This is a genomic window from Pseudoalteromonas sp. A3 (assembly GCF_025942345.1).
Lineage (GTDB): Bacteria > Pseudomonadota > Gammaproteobacteria > Enterobacterales > Alteromonadaceae > Pseudoalteromonas > Pseudoalteromonas atlantica.
Genome location: NZ_JAPCKL010000001.1, coordinates 95,976 through 116,276 on the forward strand (window position 1 = coordinate 95,976; position 20,301 = coordinate 116,276).

Here is a 20,301-nt window from a genome sequence, read left to right on the forward strand (position 1 = left end):
CTAATTTGGTGGCTAGATGAGAAATTCATTACTAAAAATAAAAAGCGTAAAGGTGGAGTATTATCAAATTCCTCTGGCTGAGGTGTTAAGTGATGCTAAACATGGAGATCATACCCATTTTGAAGTGATTGCTGTGCGCATCATGACAAACGACGGCTATGAAGGCATGGGTTATACCTACACCGGTGGCAAAGGTGGCCGTGCTATTTATTCATTATTAAATGATGAAATTAAACCTGGCTTAATTGGCGTCGACTCATCAGCCATCATGTCAATTTGGGATAAATTACAGTGGGATCTGCATTATGTTGGTCGCGGTGGTTTATTAAGCTTTGCTATTTCTGCAGTTGATATTGCGCTGTGGGATATCAAATGTAAGCGGTTATCAGCACCACTGTGGCAAGTCGCTGGTGGTCATAGCGATAAAACAGCGTGCTACGCTGGCGGAATCGACCTTAACTTTGATGAGAAAAAGCTGCTGGCGAATATTCAAGGCTATCTAGATCGTGGCTTCAACGCCGTTAAAATTAAAGTTGGTAAAGCAGACAATAAAGAAGACGTAGCTCGTGTTGAAGCTGTCAGGCAGTTGATTGGTGATGATAGAACGTTAATGGTCGATGCTAATTACTCAATGAACGTAGAGCATGCAATTCGTTTTGCCAAAGCGATTGAAAAATTTGATATTACGTGGTTTGAAGAACCAACCATCCCTGATGACTACAAAGGTTTTGCTCGTATAGCACAGGCGACATCTATTCCTTTAGCGATGGGCGAAAACCTGCACACTTTACATGAATTTGGCTATGCAATTGATCAAGCCAAATTAGGCTTTTTACAACCTGATGCCTCTAATATTGGCGGTATCACTGGCTGGCTGCACGTAGCAAGTCAAGCTTATACCCACAACTTACCTATTTGTAGCCATGGTATGCATGAATTACATGTATCGCTTCTGGCTTCACAACCTCATGCGGGATTTTTAGAAGTTCACTCGTTCCCGATTGATGAATACACAACGCGACCGTTACAACTTGATGATAACGGTAAAGCCTGCGCCCCAGATATTATCGGTACTGGCGTAGAGTTTGACGCGCAATTAGTTAAACCACATTTAGTAAAACAATCATAAGGTATCACTATGCAAGCAGCAGAATATATTGGTAATAAATCGTTTCGTATCGTTGCAGGTCAAGCGATAAAGCCACAAGCAGATGAAGTTCGTTTAGATGTTGGTTTTGTTGGTATTTGTGGTACCGACATGCACATTTACCACGGTGTAATGGATCAACGTGTAAACCCACCACACACCATAGGACATGAGATTTCAGGTGTTGTCGCCGAGCTTGGCAGTGAGGTTACTAACCTACAAGTAGGTGATCGTGTTGTTGTACGTCCACTTGATTATTGTGGTGACTGCCCAGCCTGTAATGCAGGCCATAGCCACGTGTGCCATAACCTTAAATTTATGGGGATTGATTCAGTTGGCGCATTCCAAAATTCATGGACCGTAAAAGCCCGCACTATCCATAAACTACCAGAGAATGTATCACTTGAGCAGGGTGCACTGATTGAACCGTTATCGGTTGCATGCCACGATATTTCGCGTTCTCGTTTAAAAGCAGGCGAAAAAGCTGTAGTGATTGGGGGTGGCCCAATTGGTCAGCTTGTCGCATTAGTGGCAAAAAGTGTGGGTGCAGAGGTATTGATCTCAGAGGTTAATAACGAACGACGTAAATTTTCGTCACGTTACGATATTGAAACAATTAATCCGCTGGAACAAGATTTACAAGAATATGTGTCTAAATGGAGCGATGGAAAAGGCGCTGATGTTGTGTTTGAAGTATCTGGTGTGCAGCCTGCAGTTGAAGCCATGACCCAAATTGCAGCTGTGCGTGGCCGTATCTGTATGGTTGCTATCCACTCACAAAAACCGCCAGTCGATCTATTTCAGTTTTTCTGGCGTGAGTTAGAGCTGGTTGGTGCACGTGTATACGTAGATGCTGACTTTGAAATGGCAATTGATTTGGTAGCCAGTGGCAAGATTGACTTAGCACCATTTATTACATCTGTGAGTGAACTTGCTGATATTAGCTCTGCATTTGCCAGTATGGATAACAATCCAACGGGTATGAAAGCACTTGTCTCTTGCCAAACTAAGTAATGGAACAAATTATGTTAGATAAATTTAGCCTAAAAGGTAAAACAGCGTTAGTCACAGGGTGTAGTCGTGGTATTGGTAAAGCAATGGCACTGGCATTAGCAGAAGCGGGCGCCGATATCATCGGCGTATCAGCAAGTCTAGCAAAGTCTGGCTCAGATGTTGAAACCCAAGTCTTGGAGCGCGGTCAGCTATTTCATGCTTATCAATGTGACTTTTCATCACGAGAAAGCTTGTATACTTTTATTGAGCAAGTGAAAAGTGATCACCCTAAAATAGATATTTTAGTGAATAACGCTGGCTCAATCTTGCGCGATCCAGCGGTTGAGCACAGCGATGAATATTGGGATAAAATCATTGAGATTAACTTAAACTCACAATTTATCTTAAGTCGCGAACTAGGAAAAGAAATGGTCTCGCGTGGCCAAGGTAAAATTATCTTTACTGCGTCATTATTAACCTTTCAGGGCGGGATCACCGTACCTGGCTATGCGGCAAGTAAAGGGGCAATAGGCCAATTAACTAAAGCACTTGCCAATGAGTGGGCGAGTAAAGGTGTTAATGTAAACGCTATTGCACCGGGTTACATTGCAACAGATAATACCGAAGCACTCAGAAATGACCCAGAGCGTGCAAAATCGATTTTAGAGCGTATTCCGCAAGGTCGTTGGGGAACACCGGATGACTTTAAAGGGCCAACTGTATTTTTAGCATCAGACGCCTCAAACTACATGAACGGCAGTGTATTGCTAGTTGATGGCGGCTGGATGGGACGATAAAAAATGACAATTAAAAATAACGTAAACTTTATCAATGGTGAGTATGTAAGCTCATCAAATAGCGACACCATCAGCGTGCTCTCGCCAAGTACCGGCGAGCAGGTGGGTGTTATTCCTAAAGGCAGTGTTGAAGATGCACAAACAGCCCTTGAAACAGCGACTGTTGCACAAACTGCATGGGCACAAAAAACGCCACGTGAACGTGCCACAATCCTACGCCGTTTTGCACAAGGTATTCGTGATAATAATGAGCGCCTAGCTGAGTTATTAGTACAAGAGCAAGGTAAGCTGATTGATGTGGCTCGTATGGAAGCCAATGTCACAGCAACGTTTATCGAATATGCATGTGATAATGCCTTAACAATCAAAGGGGATATCATTCCTTCAGATCACGAAAACGAAAAAATCTATATTCATAAAGTGCCACGTGGTGTGGTTGTGGCAATCACAGCGTGGAATTTTCCGCTGGCGTTAGCTGGTCGTAAAATTGGCCCTGCACTAATCACCGGTAATTCTATCGTTATTAAACCAACGCAAGAAACGCCATTAGCAACTATGGAACTCGGTGAAATTGCTAACCAAGCGGGTGTTCCTGCTGGCGTACTTAACATTGTTAATGGTACTGGCTCTGTGGTGGGTCAACATTTATGTGAAAGCCCGCTGACAAAACTGATCACCATGACCGGAAGTACCCGTGCAGGGCAAATTATTCATCAAGCCAGCGGTAAGCATTTAACTCCTGTTATGCTTGAGCTTGGCGGCAAAGCACCGTTTATCGTAATGGAAGATGCAGATCTAGATAAAGCTGTTGACGATGCTGTTACAGCACGATTTGCAAACTGTGGTCAAGTATGCACCTGTGCAGAGCGTTTATATGTGCACAGTGATGTATACGACAGCTTTATTGAAAAGTTCATCCCTAAGGTTAAAGCCTTAAAAGTGGGGGACCCGATGGATCCAACATCAGAGATGGGTCCTAAAGTAAACCAGAGTGAAATTAATAATATTCACTCAATTGTTGAAAAAGGCATTGCTCAAGGCGCGAAGCTTGCCACTGGCGGCAAAGTCGCGACGGTGGCAGGATTTGAAGGCGGAAACTGGTACGAACCCACGGTACTTGTGGATGTTGACCAAGATAATATTTTAGTGCACGAAGAAACCTTTGGCCCAATATTACCTATTATTAAAATCAATAGTATTGATGAAGCGATTGCATACACGAATGACAGTGAATACGGTCTATCAGCTTATTTATACACAAAAACATTGGATTACATTCACCGCTCTATTGCTGAAATGGAAGTAGGCGAAGTGTATGTAAACCGTGGTTTAGGTGAGCAGCATCAAGGTTTTCACAATGGTTGGAAACTAAGCGGTATGGGCGGTGAAGACGGCCAGTACGGCTTAGAGCAATACCTTGAGAAGAAAACAGTGTATTTAAATGAGAAGTAATTAGGCAAGGTGGATTCTCTCACATTTGCCCACCTAAAGCCGATGCAGTGCATCGGCTTTTTTGTGCTTGTGTGTTTTTTAACAAAACACAAATAGGACATGAAATTACCATTTTTAAGCGTTAGTTGTGTATTCTGAGCAAAAATAACGGACTAGTATGGTTCATCAAATTTATATTTTACGGTGAAGGTACAAAGTCATGACAACAAAAAACACAAAGGTGAGTGAATTTGCCGATGCATTTAAAGGGCAACGTACCGCAACGGGCATAGGCCAAATGGATGACCAAAATGATCCCGTAAAGATGATATTAGGTTTAAAAGAAGTACGAAAAGCCGCGCATAATTGTACCCTGTTTCAATCAGGTGCCAAACCTGGCCGCATTGTTATTCCTTCTGAAGTTGCAATTAGAGAAACCCGGCAAATTCCCTTTGAAGTTGACCCACCTGAGCATGGCGGTTTTCGTGAGTTATTAAACCCGTGGTTCAAACGTCCGTTAGAAGAGCAATACCAAGCGCGTTTACAACAAATCATAGATGACACTATTGAACATGCTCTGAATACCGAGACGATTGAAATTGTCAGTGAATTTGCACTGCCACTGCAATCGAAGGCACTGACATTGTTACTTAATACCCCAATGGATACAGCACAAACATGGATTGATTGGGGAACACATGTATTTCGCAGTGAAGACAGTAATCTAGATGGCGATAAAGCCAACATTCTGTACGACTACATAGATCAACAAATTGATAAAGCAGTGGCGCAACCTAGTGATGATCTGTACTCAGTATTACTGGCAGCCAAGGTCAATGGTCAAACCATGACCAAGGAGCAAGTTAAAGGGGTCATGATCCTAACTTTTGCAGGTGGCCGCGATACCGTCATCAATGCTATCACTAACTCAATGGCTTACTTTAGCGAACACAGCAGCGATTTACAGCGTATTTGCAATGAACCAGAAATCCTTAATCGTGCGGTGGAGGAGCTGCTTCGTTATTTTTCACCCTTAACGCATATGGGGCGAGTAGCCACACAAGATACACAGGTTTGTGAGCATGCGATAAAAGCTGATAGCCGTATCTCTTTGTGCTGGGCATCAGCAAACCGTGATGAAAACATCTTTAAAAATCCAAACCATGTAGATTTTGACCGTAAAGTAAACCCTCACGTCAGTTTTGGCTTTAGTCACCACACCTGTTTAGGAGCTACTCATACGCGGCAAATATTACGTCAATTGGTGTTATCTCTGGCTAAAAAAGTTGCCTGCATAGAGACAGTTAAAGCCGACGAAAATATTGAACAGCTTGGTGAATTTTCAAGAAAAGTCGGCTTTAACAGTCTTCACGTTCGTTTAACCGCTAAATAATTAATCGATAACAAAGCGCACTGTAGCAAGTGTCAGTAAAAAGTAGAGGAATAATCATGGCTAAAGTAATTTTTATGACCCAAAGTAATGGCGCAATAGCAGTGGAAGGAAGTGGTGGTTCGTTAATGGAACTTGCGGTGGCAAATGGTGTATCAGGCATTGATGGTGATTGTGGTGGTGTGTGCTCTTGTGCAACCTGTCATGTTTACGTTGCCCCTGAAGATTTTGAGAAAGTGGGAGCCGCGGATGAAATTGAAAGCGACATGCTCGAACTTGACGATAACGTGACTGAATATAGTCGGTTATGCTGTCAAATTGAGGTATCTGATGACATAGATGGCATGACATTTGTGGTGGCAAATTAATTGGTAAATTCTTATGCAACATATAAATACAGAGCAAAACGACATTGATTTAAATGTAGTCGTCATAGGTGCCAGCCACGCAGGTGTTAACTTCGCGTTTAATTTACGCCAACAGGGCTGGCTTGGCGCTATTACACTGATTGATAGCGACCCTGAATTACCTTATCACAGACCGCCGTTATCAAAAAAAACCTTGCAAGCAAGTGACACAATTGCCAGCCCATTGAAAGCAGAAAAAGCTTACAAAGATAACAATTTATCGCTGTATTTAGGGCAAACTGTTACAGCCATCAACAGTGAAACAAAAACAATTACATTAGCATGTGGGCGGTTAATTACCTTTGACAAACTTGTTATTGCCACGGGCTGCTCGGCGTTTATTCCTGCGATTAAAGGCTTAAATGAGACTGTTGATGCTCAAGGAAGTCATCAGTATTTTTCTATGCGAACCTTTGTTGATACAAAGGCGATAAAAGCTGCGCTTAATAACAGTCGCGATAAACAAGTCGTGATTATTGGCGGCGGGTATATTGGGCTTGAGTCAGCATCGTCATTTGTTGCATTAAGTGCCAATGTCACTGTGATTGAAAAGCATGACAAAATATTATCCCGGGTGACCTCTGCGGTGATGTCTGACTTTTTAACTGATTTACATCAAAGCAAAGGGGTAAATTTACAAACCAGCAAGGATGTAGTCGAAATAAAACACCAAAGCAATAAACACATCGTGGTATGCAGCGACGGCAGTCAATACCCCGCTGATTTTATTCTAGTGGGCGTGGGTGTAAAGCTAAATACCCAATTGGCAAGTGCTGCGGGGATAGAGGCCGATCAGGGAATTAAAGTAAATGAGGCTTGCCAAACATCCCATCCTGATATATTTGCTATCGGTGATTGTACTCGTCATTTTAGCAAAATTTATCAGCGATGGATCCGTTTAGAATCAGTCCAAAATGCGGTTGATCAAGCCAAATCGGCGGCCATGTTTATTGCTAAGCAACAATACACGCCCGCGGCTGTGCCTTGGTTTTGGTCTGATCAATATCAATACAAGTTACAAATTGTGGGTTTAGCAAATGGATATAATGAGCTAATAGTGCACAAAGAAACACCAGAGCAGTTTTCTGTTTGGTATTTTCATGATGACACCTTGTTATGTGTTGAAGCAGTTAATAGTAGCAAAGCTTATGTACTTGGGACGCAAGCGATAAAACAAGGGCTATCAGTCAATAAAGCGTTATTAAGGATCACAACAGCATTAAGTAAAACCTTATTACAGAGCACATAATTGCGCTTATTAGCGCAGTTGTTGACGATACTGTAGCGGCGTGACTTTGAAGTGAAACTTAAACTGTTTAATGAAGTAAGAAGGACTGGAAAAGCCTAAATCATAAGCAATATCTGTGACTGATATATCAGTTTGACCCAATAATCGCGCAGCGTTATATAACTTATGTTGAATAAGGTAATCGGAGTAGGGAACACGAAAGTGTTTTTTAAAAACCCGAGAAAAATACGACGGCGATAAATGACACATATCAGCGGCTTGCTCTAACGAAACGTTAATACCATTATGGGTCTTCAATTGTTCAATAATAGGCGTTAACTTTTTAAAGCTTGCTAAGCCAGATCGCGGTTTATTGAGCGTTGCCGCGCCATTTTTACCGTACTCGCAAACGAGTGTTATAAGGCTATTAAACAACTGTTTACAGGTTTTGCTTTTAGGGTTTTGGTTGTATTCGCTTAGCATCCAGGCTAATAAGCAGTGCAGCTTTTGTTGTATTTCGACACAGAAACTAAGATGCATACCCGATTTAAGCAGCTCGGTAAATTCGTTTAAAGCCGGGTCATTTAGTTGCTCAGGCATAAATTGCACTATATACCAAGATTTAGACCGCGGGTTTAACTCAAAGTCATGGGTTTCCATTGCTGGTGTAAATACGGCCTCATAATCAGATAGCTTTGACTCGCCCTGATGATAGAAATAAGTGCCATCGATGCGCTCAAAAAAGATGAATTCATGGACCTGATGAAAGTGCATAAAACAGGAATAAGCATCGTGCTGCAAGTAACTGACATGATGAATTTCAAAATCGTAGCCATCCTTTATGGTAAATGGCTCGCAATAGATTGTAGGCTTAGACATATAGTTTATTGTTAACAAAACTTAGTTGAAGTGTATCGCGCCTTATTAAAAGCTGCAATGTCTGATAAGCCAAATTGAATATTCGATACCCTGAAGGAGAAAATATGGAATTAAAGTTTTTATGCCCTTACTGGGGTTGTGAAGGAATAGCCGCAGAGCAGTTTGTTGCCCGCGTACTCGCTGCGGGTTTTGATGGGGCTGAAATTAACTTCCCTGATGACGATGAGTTTATTGCAACCATTAAACGTGCAGCTCGTGAAGATAACTTTGTTGTGGTTGCTCAACAGTGGCTGGCTGCTAAAGCAGAATCGTTTGCACAGTACCGAGCTAGGTTTAATGCGCGACTACGCTTTCTTGCTACACTTAACCCTGTGTTTATAAATTCACATACAGGGAAAGACTTTTATAGTTTTGCGCAAAACAGCTTATTAATAAAAGATGCGTTAGCGTTAGAACGTACTTTAGCAGTGACAATTACGCACGAGACTCACAGAGGGCGCTTTAACTATGCCGCTTTTGCTACTAAGTCTTACCTTCAACAATTTCCAGAGCTAAAATTAAACGCAGACTTCTCCCATTGGACTAATGTAAGTGAAAGCTTGCTTGAAGAGCAACAAGATGCCCTATTAGCAGCGCAACAGCAGAGCTACTATATTCACGCAAGAGTCGGGCATACTCAATCCGCGCAAGTAAATGATCCCTTTAGTAGCCAATGGCGAGAAACATTAAACCTGTATGTACAATGGTGGCAAACGATCATCGACTTAGTAAAAGCACGAGGTCAGCAAACATTTTATATTTGCCCAGAGTTTGGTCCTTGGCCTTATATGCCGAATGAACTCAATTCTAATAAACCAATAACAGAGCAATGGCAACTGAATGTTGCTATGAAAGATTACCTAAAGCAGCACTTGGTTGTGTAACTAGAGGGGATATTTTATAACCGGCTTTAACTTAAAAAAAGCCGGTTATATCAGCGTTTGTACTATTTACCGTAGCGTTTTTCGTACATGGTCGATGTGACGTCTTTTACCGCCTCAATCATTTTAGGATAAGGAATATCGGTGCCCGTGACAAAGCCGATATTGGCATTTTCACCATCAAAGGCTCGCCCAGATACTGGTTCATCAACATACTGAAACCAATGCGCGCCTACCATATAAGGTTTTTCGAGAACGCTTTGCATGTATTTTTTATACATGGCTGCACGGTCAGTTTGATTCGCTGCATGGACAATGCCTGGGTTGAACAAGCCAGAGTCGGTTGCAGTTCCGATATGAAACTCGCCAATAACAACAGGTAAATCAACATTTTCTAAAAATTTCCAATAATGATCTTGCATGCCTTCTTCGTAAATATTAAAGCTTAAAACATCTGAGTATTTTACAGAGGCTTTAATAATTTCATCGGGCATACCCCAATTAGCCATACGAGCGCCCATATATAAGTGATTAGGGAGTTTTTTAGCTAAGGTGCCATTAACCACTTTAAAGTATTGCTCGCCGAGCATTTCTAGCATTTTAGAAATATCAGCTATTTGTGCATCGCTGTAAGTGGTAAATGTTACGCCCTTGTCGAGCTCATCCCAGTTAGCGATATCACTTTGCCATGCTTTATTTAATGCAGTAATTGAGCTGTATTTTTGTTTAAGGTGCGTAGTAAAAGCATGCTTAGCAGGGCTATTCGCTGCATTTTTAGAAAGTGCATCGAGTATGATCCCATAACGCTTTTCAACACTGCCTTCACGCTCGCCCCAACTTTTCTCGTTATCTATAAAAATACCGATACACCAAGGTGATGCTTTAATTTTTTGTGCTATAGCATCGATTGTTATTTCGGCGCGTTTTTTAAATTCAGGGTCGTATACGTCAGGCATTAAACCCCAGTGGTTGGTGTGGCCAGAAAGGGTTTTAAAATCACCAATAATCCAACCGTTGGCAAAATAGGGCACCGATTCTTTATCATAAAAAGCCGGGTCGACCCAGTTACCAAACGATGTAAACCCCCAATCCTTCATGCGGTCAAGTGTTACATCATGCCATTTATCTATGTACGATTTAGGTGATGTTTCGCCGTAGCGACGTTGTAAATTTGCACGATAAAAGCTATATGTTTCGCCATGTGCCACAGGGCCTTTATGGGTTGAGCGTCGGTAGCTGTAATGCTCGCTCAGTGGCTCATTGTAATCCGGCAGCCATTGGAACATATTATGACGCAGCTCAGAAGTAATAAAGCGGCTCTGGCGAGCTTGCTCTGAGACTTTAACAATGCCCATAGAATCTTCGGGGGTGATCTCATCACTGCTGCGATTACGTACTGAGTCGTCTTTAAAGTCTACCCCAGTAATTGTTGTTAGGTTAGCCATACGGACATTAGCGGGACCATGAGAGAAAAATAAATACCCTTCAGGGTCGACCATCCACCATTTACCGTCTACTTTTTCAGTTCTGAAATAGCCTGTAGCCTCTAACTTAGGACCGTTGGCGTAACCACCAAATCGTGAACGGTCGCTCATGCCTTTGGATTTTGCAAGTTCAGCTAGTTCAATATCAGCCAAACGTTTAAGCTGCTCATCTGAGGTGATTGTCAGTGCATTGGTTTGTTTACTGTATTGACCATATTTGTCGATGATATTAACCATCCAGTTTGGATCTGACGGTGGGTTTTCTCTTAGTTTGATATCGCCAATTAATATTGACTTATCTTCTAGCACGCCGATAGTGAACAGGTTCATTGCGCTAATTTTAGTAAAGTCGCCACCATCATCACGCCAAGAGCGCCACACCATTAAGCGATCTTTTGTTTGCCAAGGTGGCGCATCTCCCCACATACCGGCATTTGTTTGTGCTTCTTTGCCAGTTAAAGGAAAATACACCGTCCCTTGGTAATTAGCAGGTAAACTCACTGAGCGACTTTGTAGCTGACCGTGTGGGTTTTCTAATGACAAGTAAACATGTATAGAGTCTGAGCTGGTGTTTTGTACATCAAATGCCAAATTATAGTTATTATATGCCGACACGTCCCATGGGCTCGGTGGAGCTATTTTTAGCTCAGAAATATTTCCCTTAGCTGAAAAATTTAACGCTAATTGTTTATTATTTGCTGACTCAATCAATTGATGAGATGTATGACTATCAAAAAGCCATCTTTGCTGTTGTTGATCTGAAAAATCAACCAGCTTGGTCAGTGTTTCTACCTCAGTAAATGGATCTGCTTGTGAGATAACTGATGGCTTTTGCACAGGCGCTTTATGTGTATCGCTGCAACCATTGGCAAACACACAGGCTAAGCTTAGCGCAATTAAATTAAGTGTCATTGAAGGGCGAGGTGTTGTCATTTTAGTTTGGTCCTGTTGTAAACTAGAATGAATAACATACGATCATTGTTAACAATAAACAATGATCGTATTCATATTTATCACTTTTAATTTTGTTTTATTAACTTCATTGGGTAGCTGTTGGACGAATTCCATTGGCCAACATATAAATTGTCATCTTGATCTACACAAATACAGTGCACATGATTAAATACTTGCCAATCAGTTTGCATCGGTTGTAGTTGACCATCTTGATAAACAGGTTGTGGTGCACCCACGTTAGCGATGATTTTATTTGTTTCGTCAAAAATACTAATAAAACCTGAATCATCGGCATTGCGATTATCAACGTGTGACCAACACACCGGCGCATAAAAAACGGATCCCTTGAATACGGGACCACCAATGTAGGCGCCATTAGCACTGATTGTTTTAAGGTATTGGCCATCTAAAGAAAATACTTTTAAACATTGCTCAAACCGAGAGCTTACGAGCAAAGTCGGGTTATTTTCATCACGTAAGTCAATTTCAATTCCGTGCGTATTTTGTAAGTTGTAGTGGCTATCGCTGTTATCGTGTCCTCCCCAGTGTTTTATATAGCGGCCTTGTTTATCAAAATTAAGTAAAAAGTCGCTACCGTAGCCGTCGGTTACATACAAATCGCCATTCGATGCAATGGCGATATCAGTGGGACGAAAAGGTTGCTCAGGTGAATAAGCGCCATAAGTTTGTGGGTGGCCAATTGTGTAAATGAGCTTGCCGTCTAGGGTCATTTTGGCAATAAAACCAGCTTGTGGTATTACATTGTTGTTAGGGCTATCCCATTGTTCTTTGCTGTGACCATCCCAATGTCGGTTAACGACCCAGCCACTATCGACCACATATAAATACTCTTGCTCGCCTTCTTGCACAATTTTAATGGCATGACCACCTGGGAACAGGGTACCAAATGCATCCAGTAACTCACCTTGTTGCGAGTAAACTAAAATGTTATTACGCGTGTTATCAGTGATCATAAAAATACGCCCTTGCGAGTCCATCACCATGGCGTGACAATTTTCGATGGGGTAGTCTTCGGGGTCTAATTTACCCCAGTGCGCATCTATCTTGTATTGGTAGTTACCATGACCCACTATTTTGCCATGCGGGTCTTGTCCGTTTTTTGGTATTGCGTGAGCAATTTGTTGTTTTTGTTGTAACGTTAGCTGTTGGAGCATTGTATTTTCCAAATAAAAAAAACCAACTCAAAGTAAGGGCTAACAATCTTTGAGTTGGTTTGGCTAGAAAAGGGTGGCTATCCTGGGTGATTTAAAATCGCATCATCAACAACCCGATCGAGAGGATAGTAAATCGCTTCATTTTCTTTAAATGATTGATTGCTGACGGCATTATAGGCACAAATCATTGACCAACGTGGCTCAGACGCTCTATTTTGATTAGATTTATGTAGCAAATTACAGTGGAAAAACAACACATCGCCAGGCTCAAGCTCAACGTTAACCAGCTCATGATATTTCATGGCCTCTTCGACAAACTCTAAGCACGCGCCTTTTTGATCGCCAGTTTTGCTGTGATCTAAACGCCCTAAATGATGAGAGCCTTTTAAAACTTGTAAGCAGCCATTTTCAATCGTTGCTTTATTAATCGCCACCATACAACTGATTGCTTTAGGGTAAAGCATATAGTTATCACGATGCCAGTAACCAAAGTCTTGGTGCCATTCCCAAGCACCGCCTACAAAGGGTTCTTTCATCATAATTTTGGTGCTGGTATGGTAAACCTCTTCGCCGATAAGGGTTTCACAGACATCTACTAAACGACGGCCACGGGAAAACATACTGTAAAAGTCATCTCCCGTTTTTTGCCATAAACACACTTTACTTACTGCACCATCGGCATCTTTTTTATGCCATGCTCGCTCGTATAACGAATCGTCGTTAAAGGCGGTTTGTTGTAGGCGCGCAATTTCTTGCTCATTGTAATAGCCTTTTGCAATAACGTAGCCGTCTCTATGAAAGTCAGCAATTTGTTGTGGTGTGAGTTTTCTGTTGTTCATAACTGCGTGTCCTGTTAGTGACTATTTGTTGTAAATTGTTGACAATGATGTATCGGTTTATTTAACCGGTCAAGCTGTAATTTATATAAAAATATGGTATTCATATATGAATGATAGTGGAATTAATTAACTAATTGTTTCTACATAAATTCATTGTAAATACGGTAGAAAAATTATTTTTTAATTCATATATGAAGATGGGAAATTGATTGATTTTTGCGCTGATGGCGGCTTATGAACACAAAAGTAAAAAATAAATACGCAGTTCCCGCGTTAGATAAAGGTCTCGATATCCTTGAGTATTTGGCGCACAAGGGCAGTGCATGTTCACAAAGTGAAATAGCGGCTGGGCTTGATCGCAGTCCCAATGAAATTTATCGGGTTTTGGTAGGTTTAGAGTCTAGAGGTTATTTAATTCGGGATGAGTTTTCTGGCCGGTATAGTTTATCGCTAAAGCTTTTCAATTTATCCCGCTCTATTTCGCCGGTGGATCAAGTACGCCAATGTGCCATTCCTTATATGGAAGATTTAGCGGTAAATTTAGGGCAGTCATGTTACTTAACTATGCTGTATCAAAGCCAAGCCATGACAGTAGCTCAAGCACGTAGCCACAGTGAAATGCATTTAAGCATTGCTGAGGGATCACTATTTAAGTTGTGTCAATCAACACCTGGCAAACTGCTGTTAGCAAATAGTAATAGTGCAGTACGAGAGATGCTTATTGATCATGATGACGTTTACAGGGAATACAAAAAGCAAAATGAAATCTTAAACGATTTAAATATAATCCAAGAACAAGGATACATAATACAACGCAACCCACTTATTAATGGTGTTAACGACTACAGCTTTTTAATAGGGAAGCCTGAAGCAACGTTAATAGCAGCACTCACAATATCGTCATTCGAAACCCCCTTTTACGATGTGCTTAACCAGCAAAGTATTATTACTGAGCTAAAAGCGGCCGCTAATAGCATTACTTCTATATTAATAAGATAAAGCGATTAACTTATATCACACCTTTTGTGATAAGCAGTTTGGCAAAGTTATTTCATTACTTATTGTGTAACAATAAAACATAAGCATTAAGCACCCATGCTCTATAAAGAGTATTTGTTACTCAATTAAAAAATCCTAGCTTATATCACTAATTTTTAGCGCTATTAATATTACTGGGCGCTCAACTTCTTATTTTTATACCTCCAGTCCCCGTATTTGCTCTTAATTCACGATGATTAAAAAATGCCCATAAATTGTAAAATAAATACGCAATTTATTTGACTTATGTAGCAAAGTTACTTTACTGTAAAGTTAATTGTTAACAATATTATGATAACAATAAGGCATCTCGTTAAATATTAAACAACAATTACACTCTACAAACACATTATTTAGGTGCAAAAATGACTCACACACAATTTAAATTAAATGCGATTTGCGCAGCTATGCTACTCACATCCACATTGGCTAATGCTGAGCAACAAAACGATACAGCAGCGCAAAATGATTTAGAAGTTATACAAGTAACCGGTATCAGAAGTGCTCTTAGTAAATCTGCATCAATCAAACAAACTTCATCGGGTGTGGTTGATGCCATTTCGGCAGAGGATATCGGTAAATTACCTGATACTAATTTAGCAGAATCATTACAGCGTATTAGCGGCGTATCTATTGATAGAGCCAATAACGAAGGTAACCAAGTAACAGTGCGTGGCTTTGGTCCTAGCTTTAACTTAGTGACTTTAAATGGCCGCCAAATGCCGAATTCGTCGGTATTACAAGAAGCCGGCGTGTCACGTAGTTTTAATTTTAGAGAAATTGCAGCTGAAAGTGTCTCTGGTGTAACTGTTTATAAAACAGGTAAAGCGAATGTCGCATCGGGTGGTATTGGTGCAACCATTGACATTAATACCGCCAAACCATTTGATTACGACGGCTTTAAAGCGTTCGCGAATGTTAAAGCGATAAAAGACACCAGTTCAGAAAAATCCAATGTTACACCTGAAATATCCGGCATGATCAGCCAAACATTTGCTGATGATATGTTTGGGGTATTGTTGTCAGTTTCTCACTCAGAGCGTGAAAGTGGTCGTGAACGCGTTGGTACGTCGCAGGGGTGGGTTAAAAATCGCGCTAACCCAGATGGTGTAGATAGCAGCGCTATTGATACATCAGCAAACCCCACTGGGACCTATTGGGTGCCTTGGACCCCAGAAATGGAGCGCTTTGAAACGGAGCGTACCCGTGATAACGCTCAATTAGTATTACAATTTGCCCCTACAGATAATATAACTGCTACGTTTGACTACACTTTATCGCGTTTTGAAGAGATCAGTGAAACCAATAAAATGTCGTTTTGGTTTGATAATCCAGGCGGTACAGCAGATCAAAATGGTACTTTAGTGGATATCACCAATGCCAATGATGAGCTTAACTTTTGGGCATGGGAGCTTTATGAGAAAAAAGAAAACGACTCTTTTGGTTTAAACTTAGCGTGGCAAGCATCTGATTCGCTTAAATTAAGCTTTGATACCCATGATTCAACCTCTCATTCGAACCCTGACGGTACAACGGCCGAAACAATTGCAAATTTAAAAAATGTGCCTGGTTCAGTTGATTTGATTGGTGCTAACTTCGCAACTGAAGTGCCCAGTATTACTATTGATGACTCATCATTATCGGGCGGTGCTTATAATCCTGATAATATCGTATCTGATTTATATCAGCGTCGCGGCTACGAGATGAAAAATAACATCAAGCAATATCACGCCAGTGGTATGTGGGAAAACTTAAACAGCGGTGCAATTTCAGCGATTCATTTTGGTGCTATGTACACGGATTATCAAATTGATACTTATTTATCCGAGCAATTCTCATTTGTAGATATTCCGTTAGATAGCTTAGGGTTGACGTTTGATGACGCAGCAGGTTTTGCTGATGGTTTTTCAGGCTCTGATCAACTATTTCCTTATATGCCAAGATACAGTGCCCATGACTTTGTGGATATTGTTAAAAACGAAGGTTTATTTTTAGAGCCTAATGTTTCTACTAATGGTGTACAAGAACAAACAATGGCGTTTTATGTGTCATTAGATGTAAGTACTGAGTTTAATAATATTCCAATTGATATGAATGTTGGGGTACGTTATGAAAGCACGGATGTAACCGGTTATTCTGTGAAACCAGCGATCATCGCGCTTAACTATCGCCATGCTGAAGAGCTACGCCCTGTGTATGCAGATGAAGCCACACCCCAAGAGCTGGAAGGTGAATACACGCGTATTTTACCAAACCTTGATTTAAGTGCTGATCTAGATAACGGCTATAAAGCACGTTTTTCATACAGTAGAACGTTAGCTCGTGCAGGTATTGATGCTATGTTCCCATCTACCACAATTAATGCACGTCCTGGAGGTCCATTTGATGCCTCACAGGGTAATCCAAATCTATTACCTATTACCTCAGATAACTTTGACTTCTCGTTTGAGTGGTATGGTGATGATGGCAGCTATGCATCTGTAGGTTACTTTAAAAAGTTTGTTGAAAACTTTATAGGCGCAGGGGTGGTACAAGGCACACTTGATGACATTAACGGTGAGCCGCTGCGCGACCCAAGTGTAAACCCGCGTCCTAGCTGCCCTGACAGCAGCGATGAGCCTAACCCAGATTGTTTGAGCCAACCGTCTGATCCGGTTGTTACCTTTGATATCTCAACACCTGATAACCTACAAAATCGTGAAGTAGATGGTTGGGAATTAAATGGTCAGTACATGATTGAAGATACAGGTTTTGGTGTTGTTGCTAACTATACCATAGTTAATAGTGATGAAGAGTTTGATCCGTATAACTTTGATCAAACTATTGCCCTGGCAGGCTTAAGTGACTCTGGTAATCTTGTTGGTTTTTATGAGAATGACGACTTCGAAGTGCGTCTTGCTTATAACTGGCGCGACGAGTTTTTACTTTCGCTTGGCACAGAGCCTACGTTTACTGAAGCCTATGGTCAGTTAGACTTTAACTTTAATTACACCATTAATGAATCGTACTCAGTTAATTTCGATGCGTTGAACTTGACTGACGAAACCGTTCGTCGTCATGGTCGCTTTAGCGAGCAATTGATCTCTGCTGAGCAATATGGTCCACGTTATAGCATTGGTTTCACGGCTAAGTGGTAATAAGCTAAATTTAAGAGCGAGGCACTGTTAGTCTTGCTCTTTTTATTGGCTATATAGCAATAATAGAGGTTGCTATGAATGACACATTAAAATCAATTGTAATAGTCGGTGGTGGAACCGCTGGTTGGTTAAGTGCAGGGATTATTGCAGCCTATTTAAAAAAACATCACAGTCTTAATTATCACATTACATTAGTTGAATCAGCTGATATAGCAACGGTTGGCGTTGGTGAGGGCACATGGCCGACCATGCGCAGAACGTTACAAAATATGGGGGTTGATGAAGCACAGTTTATTAATCAATGTAATGTATCATTTAAACAAGGTGCCAAATTTGCCAACTGGCATAGCACAAAAGAAAACGACTTTTACTACCACCCATTAATGATGCCACAAGGGTTTGCGGATAATGATTTGGCGGCAGCTTGGCTTCGCCAAGACACTGACTCAGCAGCACCGCATAACCATTTTGCAAATTTTGTTTGCCCACAACACGCATTGTGTGAGCACAACCTAGCGCCTAAAGCCCTAACAACTCCACAATACAGTGGTGTGGCAAATTACGCATATCATTTAGATGCAGGCCTATTTGCCACATTTTTAAAAAATCATTGCATTAACCACTTAAACGTAACACATGTAGTGGCCAGTGTTTTATCGGTAAATAATAACGCTAATAGCGATATACACTCCTTAAGTTTGGATAATAACACGGCGCTTTGCGGCGATTTATTTATAGATTGCTCAGGGTTTAAATCTTTACTGTTAGGTGAAAATTTAAAAATCGGCTTTAAATCATGCAAAGACATTTTGTTTGCTGATAGCGCATTAGCAGTACACATGCCGTATGACGATGAAACTCAGGTGATTAGTTCACACACCATCTCTACAGCGCAAACAGCAGGTTGGATATGGGATATAGGCCTGCAAACACGCCGTGGAGTGGGGCACGTTTACTCAAGCCGCCATATCAGTGAGCAAGAGGCCAAAGAGCAACTTTTTGATTACCTAAACATCTCGCCCGCTAAACGGGCTGACTTTAATGTGAAAAAAATTAGTTTTGAACCAGGACACAGAGAAAAGTTTTGGCACAAAAACTGTGTGGCTATTGGTTTGTCGGCTGGATTTTTAGAGCCATTAGAGGCGTCGGCCTTATTGCTGGTGGAAATATCCGCTAACTTTATAGCAGAGCAATTACCAGCTAACCGCCAAGTCATGGATATAACTGCCGCACGATTTAATCGCACCTTTAGCTATCGTTGGCAGCGTATTATCGATTTTTTAAAGCTGCACTACATGTTAAGTGAGCGAACCGATAGCCTTTTTTGGCAGCAACATTGCGCTGAGCAAAGTATCCCGCAAAGCTTACAAGGTAACCTAGCATTATGGCGAACACATATCCCTAATGACAACCACTTTGATTATTCTGTCGAGGTATTTCCGGCAGCAAGCTACCAATACGTACTGTATGGCATGGGCTTTAAAACGGCGACGACCCATTATGGTAATCATCCTCGCGCGATTAAAAAAGCGCGCAATCTAGCAGCTAAAAATACCAAAGACACAGCTGAATTAGTGAGTAAATTACCGGATAACCGCACATTATTAAAACAAATCAAGCAGTATGGTTTACAAAAAATTTAGCTAAATCACCGCATTTAAATGAGCAACTTTACGATGACAAACGCAACATTATTAGATAAAAAAACACACGCAAACTTATACATAAACAATGCGCCAAGTGCTGAATTTGGTGACAATATTAATTACATTCCCATAGTGGCTGATGAGCTAAAACAATTGGTGCTAGATTACCCTGTGTATTTTATGAAAAACCCACAGACAGGCCAGTTTGAACTGTTTGTTTTAACCGGCTTTACAGCGGGAGAGAACCTATTTTTGCAGCAAGGACGTTGGCGAGCGCAATACATTCCGCTGCACATCAAGCGCCAGCCGTTTAAACTAGGTCTACGTGATGCCACGATAACCGAGCCTACGGATAACGATTTAGCGGTGCTTATTCACCAAGATCACCCACGGGTTAATGAAAACACTGGAGAGCGGATTTTTGATCAGCAAGGAGAGCCCACAGCTTACTTGAATGCTGTTTGTGAGCAGTTAATGACATTAATGCACGGTAATAAGCGCACTAGCGCGTTTATTACAACCTTGCTAGAGCATGAATTGCTTGAAGCCGTACAACTGAGCCTCAATCAACAGGGCGAAAAGCAAACGTATAGTGGCTTATACGCCATTAACGAACAAGCATTGGCACAGCTTGACGCACACGCGCTTAAGTCATTACACGAAATGGGCTATCTCCAAGCCTGTTATATGATTATCGCTTCAACAGGGCATATACAAAAGTTAATCGGCTGGCTTAACGAAACACCTTAAAACAACCGAGCATATAGTGGTGAAAGCTCAATTGATGGCTTGTTAAATTAATTGAAGTTTCAGCCTATTAATAATCTATAGCTAAA

Annotated in this window: 16 protein-coding genes; 12 read left to right on the forward strand and 4 right to left on the reverse strand. The window is 41.2% G+C overall.

Annotated features, from left to right (window positions below; translation table 11 throughout):
- The first annotated feature begins 16 nt into the window (after window positions 1–16).
- The 7 genes from OIZ54_RS00450 to OIZ54_RS00480 all read left to right on the forward strand — a co-directional run bounded on the left by OIZ54_RS00450 (window position 17) and on the right by OIZ54_RS00480 (window position 7,414).
- On the forward strand, window positions 17–1,129 hold the full coding sequence (locus OIZ54_RS00450; protein WP_248442137.1) for a mandelate racemase/muconate lactonizing enzyme family protein: 1,113 nt from the start codon (window positions 17–19) through the stop codon (window positions 1,127–1,129).
- Between the two features lie 9 nt (window positions 1,130–1,138).
- Window positions 1,139–2,161, forward strand: coding sequence for a zinc-dependent alcohol dehydrogenase (locus OIZ54_RS00455; RefSeq protein WP_264389370.1), 1,023 nt, complete (start codon window positions 1,139–1,141; stop codon window positions 2,159–2,161).
- A gap of 11 nt (window positions 2,162–2,172) precedes the next feature.
- Window positions 2,173–2,937 (forward strand): SDR family oxidoreductase, encoded by a 765-nt coding sequence (locus OIZ54_RS00460; RefSeq protein WP_064385154.1) that lies wholly within the window; start codon window positions 2,173–2,175, stop codon window positions 2,935–2,937.
- 3 nt (window positions 2,938–2,940) lie between these two features.
- A complete protein-coding gene (aldA, locus tag OIZ54_RS00465) occupies window positions 2,941–4,389 on the forward strand; it encodes an aldehyde dehydrogenase (protein ID WP_096739507.1) in 1,449 nt (482 codons plus the stop codon).
- A gap of 199 nt (window positions 4,390–4,588) precedes the next feature.
- Window positions 4,589–5,761, forward strand: coding sequence for a cytochrome P450 (locus tag OIZ54_RS00470; protein WP_264389372.1), 1,173 nt, complete (start codon window positions 4,589–4,591; stop codon window positions 5,759–5,761).
- A 56-nt stretch (window positions 5,762–5,817) separates the two neighbouring features.
- A complete protein-coding gene (locus OIZ54_RS00475; protein WP_096739509.1) occupies window positions 5,818–6,126 on the forward strand; it encodes a 2Fe-2S iron-sulfur cluster-binding protein in 309 nt (102 codons plus the stop codon).
- Window positions 6,127–6,139: 13 nt separating this feature from the next.
- Window positions 6,140–7,414 (forward strand): NAD(P)/FAD-dependent oxidoreductase, encoded by a 1,275-nt coding sequence (locus tag OIZ54_RS00480; RefSeq protein ID WP_264389375.1) that lies wholly within the window; start codon window positions 6,140–6,142, stop codon window positions 7,412–7,414.
- Between the two features lie 9 nt (window positions 7,415–7,423).
- Here OIZ54_RS00480 and OIZ54_RS00485 read toward each other — a convergent pair whose 3' ends face one another.
- Entirely contained in the window at window positions 7,424–8,272 is an 849-nt protein-coding gene (locus OIZ54_RS00485; RefSeq protein WP_264389376.1) for a helix-turn-helix domain-containing protein, read from the reverse strand.
- 104 nt (window positions 8,273–8,376) lie between these two features.
- Here OIZ54_RS00485 and OIZ54_RS00490 point away from each other — a divergent pair, with 104 nt between their 5' ends.
- Window positions 8,377–9,195, forward strand: coding sequence for a hypothetical protein (locus OIZ54_RS00490; RefSeq protein WP_264389378.1), 819 nt, complete (start codon window positions 8,377–8,379; stop codon window positions 9,193–9,195).
- A 62-nt stretch (window positions 9,196–9,257) separates the two neighbouring features.
- Here OIZ54_RS00490 and OIZ54_RS00495 read toward each other — a convergent pair whose 3' ends face one another.
- From OIZ54_RS00495 to OIZ54_RS00505, 3 genes are all read right to left on the reverse strand, one after another.
- Window positions 9,258–11,609 carry a beta-galactosidase gene (locus OIZ54_RS00495; protein WP_264389379.1) on the reverse strand — a complete coding sequence of 784 codons (2,352 nt, stop codon included), beginning with the start codon at window positions 11,607–11,609 and terminating at the stop codon, window positions 9,258–9,260.
- 86 nt (window positions 11,610–11,695) lie between these two features.
- Window positions 11,696–12,805: a 6-bladed beta-propeller gene (locus tag OIZ54_RS00500; protein WP_264389380.1), complete on the reverse strand. Its 1,110-nt coding sequence runs from the start codon at window positions 12,803–12,805 to the stop codon at window positions 11,696–11,698.
- A 77-nt stretch (window positions 12,806–12,882) separates the two neighbouring features.
- On the reverse strand, window positions 12,883–13,644 hold the full coding sequence (locus OIZ54_RS00505) for a phytanoyl-CoA dioxygenase family protein (RefSeq protein ID WP_264389381.1): 762 nt from the start codon (window positions 13,642–13,644) through the stop codon (window positions 12,883–12,885).
- Between the two features lie 234 nt (window positions 13,645–13,878).
- On the opposite strand from OIZ54_RS00505, the gene OIZ54_RS00510 reads away from it, so the two are divergent.
- The 4 genes from OIZ54_RS00510 to OIZ54_RS00525 all read left to right on the forward strand — a co-directional run bounded on the left by OIZ54_RS00510 (window position 13,879) and on the right by OIZ54_RS00525 (window position 20,215).
- Window positions 13,879–14,643: an IclR family transcriptional regulator gene (locus tag OIZ54_RS00510; protein WP_264389382.1), complete on the forward strand. Its 765-nt coding sequence runs from the start codon at window positions 13,879–13,881 to the stop codon at window positions 14,641–14,643.
- Window positions 14,644–15,047: 404 nt separating this feature from the next.
- Complete coding sequence (locus OIZ54_RS00515; protein WP_264389383.1) at window positions 15,048–17,819, forward strand: TonB-dependent receptor; 2,772 nt, start codon at window positions 15,048–15,050, stop codon at window positions 17,817–17,819.
- A 74-nt stretch (window positions 17,820–17,893) separates the two neighbouring features.
- On the forward strand, window positions 17,894–19,462 hold the full coding sequence (locus OIZ54_RS00520; protein ID WP_264389384.1) for a tryptophan halogenase family protein: 1,569 nt from the start codon (window positions 17,894–17,896) through the stop codon (window positions 19,460–19,462).
- Between the two features lie 33 nt (window positions 19,463–19,495).
- On the forward strand, window positions 19,496–20,215 hold the full coding sequence (locus OIZ54_RS00525; RefSeq protein WP_264389385.1) for a SapC family protein: 720 nt from the start codon (window positions 19,496–19,498) through the stop codon (window positions 20,213–20,215).
- Window positions 20,216–20,301: the final 86 nt, after the last annotated feature.

What these genes read in the sequence shown, in the direction of transcription:
- OIZ54_RS00450 (WP_248442137.1), top strand. Translation starts at nt 17, where the DNA reads ATGAGAAATTCATTACTAAAAATAAAAAGCGTAAAGGTGGAGTATTAT.
- OIZ54_RS00455 (WP_264389370.1), top strand. Translation starts at nt 1,139, where the DNA reads ATGCAAGCAGCAGAATATATTGGTAATAAATCGTTTCGTATCGTTGCA.
- OIZ54_RS00460 (WP_064385154.1), top strand. Translation starts at nt 2,173, where the DNA reads ATGTTAGATAAATTTAGCCTAAAAGGTAAAACAGCGTTAGTCACAGGG.
- aldA (WP_096739507.1), top strand. Translation starts at nt 2,941, where the DNA reads ATGACAATTAAAAATAACGTAAACTTTATCAATGGTGAGTATGTAAGC.
- OIZ54_RS00470 (WP_264389372.1), top strand. Translation starts at nt 4,589, where the DNA reads ATGACAACAAAAAACACAAAGGTGAGTGAATTTGCCGATGCATTTAAA.
- OIZ54_RS00475 (WP_096739509.1), top strand. Translation starts at nt 5,818, where the DNA reads ATGGCTAAAGTAATTTTTATGACCCAAAGTAATGGCGCAATAGCAGTG.
- OIZ54_RS00480 (WP_264389375.1), top strand. Translation starts at nt 6,140, where the DNA reads ATGCAACATATAAATACAGAGCAAAACGACATTGATTTAAATGTAGTC.
- OIZ54_RS00485 (WP_264389376.1), bottom strand. Translation starts at nt 8,272, where the DNA reads ATGTCTAAGCCTACAATCTATTGCGAGCCATTTACCATAAAGGATGGC.
- OIZ54_RS00490 (WP_264389378.1), top strand. Translation starts at nt 8,377, where the DNA reads ATGGAATTAAAGTTTTTATGCCCTTACTGGGGTTGTGAAGGAATAGCC.
- OIZ54_RS00495 (WP_264389379.1), bottom strand. Translation starts at nt 11,609, where the DNA reads ATGACAACACCTCGCCCTTCAATGACACTTAATTTAATTGCGCTAAGC.
- OIZ54_RS00500 (WP_264389380.1), bottom strand. Translation starts at nt 12,805, where the DNA reads ATGCTCCAACAGCTAACGTTACAACAAAAACAACAAATTGCTCACGCA.
- OIZ54_RS00505 (WP_264389381.1), bottom strand. Translation starts at nt 13,644, where the DNA reads ATGAACAACAGAAAACTCACACCACAACAAATTGCTGACTTTCATAGA.
- OIZ54_RS00510 (WP_264389382.1), top strand. Translation starts at nt 13,879, where the DNA reads ATGAACACAAAAGTAAAAAATAAATACGCAGTTCCCGCGTTAGATAAA.
- OIZ54_RS00515 (WP_264389383.1), top strand. Translation starts at nt 15,048, where the DNA reads ATGACTCACACACAATTTAAATTAAATGCGATTTGCGCAGCTATGCTA.
- OIZ54_RS00520 (WP_264389384.1), top strand. Translation starts at nt 17,894, where the DNA reads ATGAATGACACATTAAAATCAATTGTAATAGTCGGTGGTGGAACCGCT.
- OIZ54_RS00525 (WP_264389385.1), top strand. Translation starts at nt 19,496, where the DNA reads ATGACAAACGCAACATTATTAGATAAAAAAACACACGCAAACTTATAC.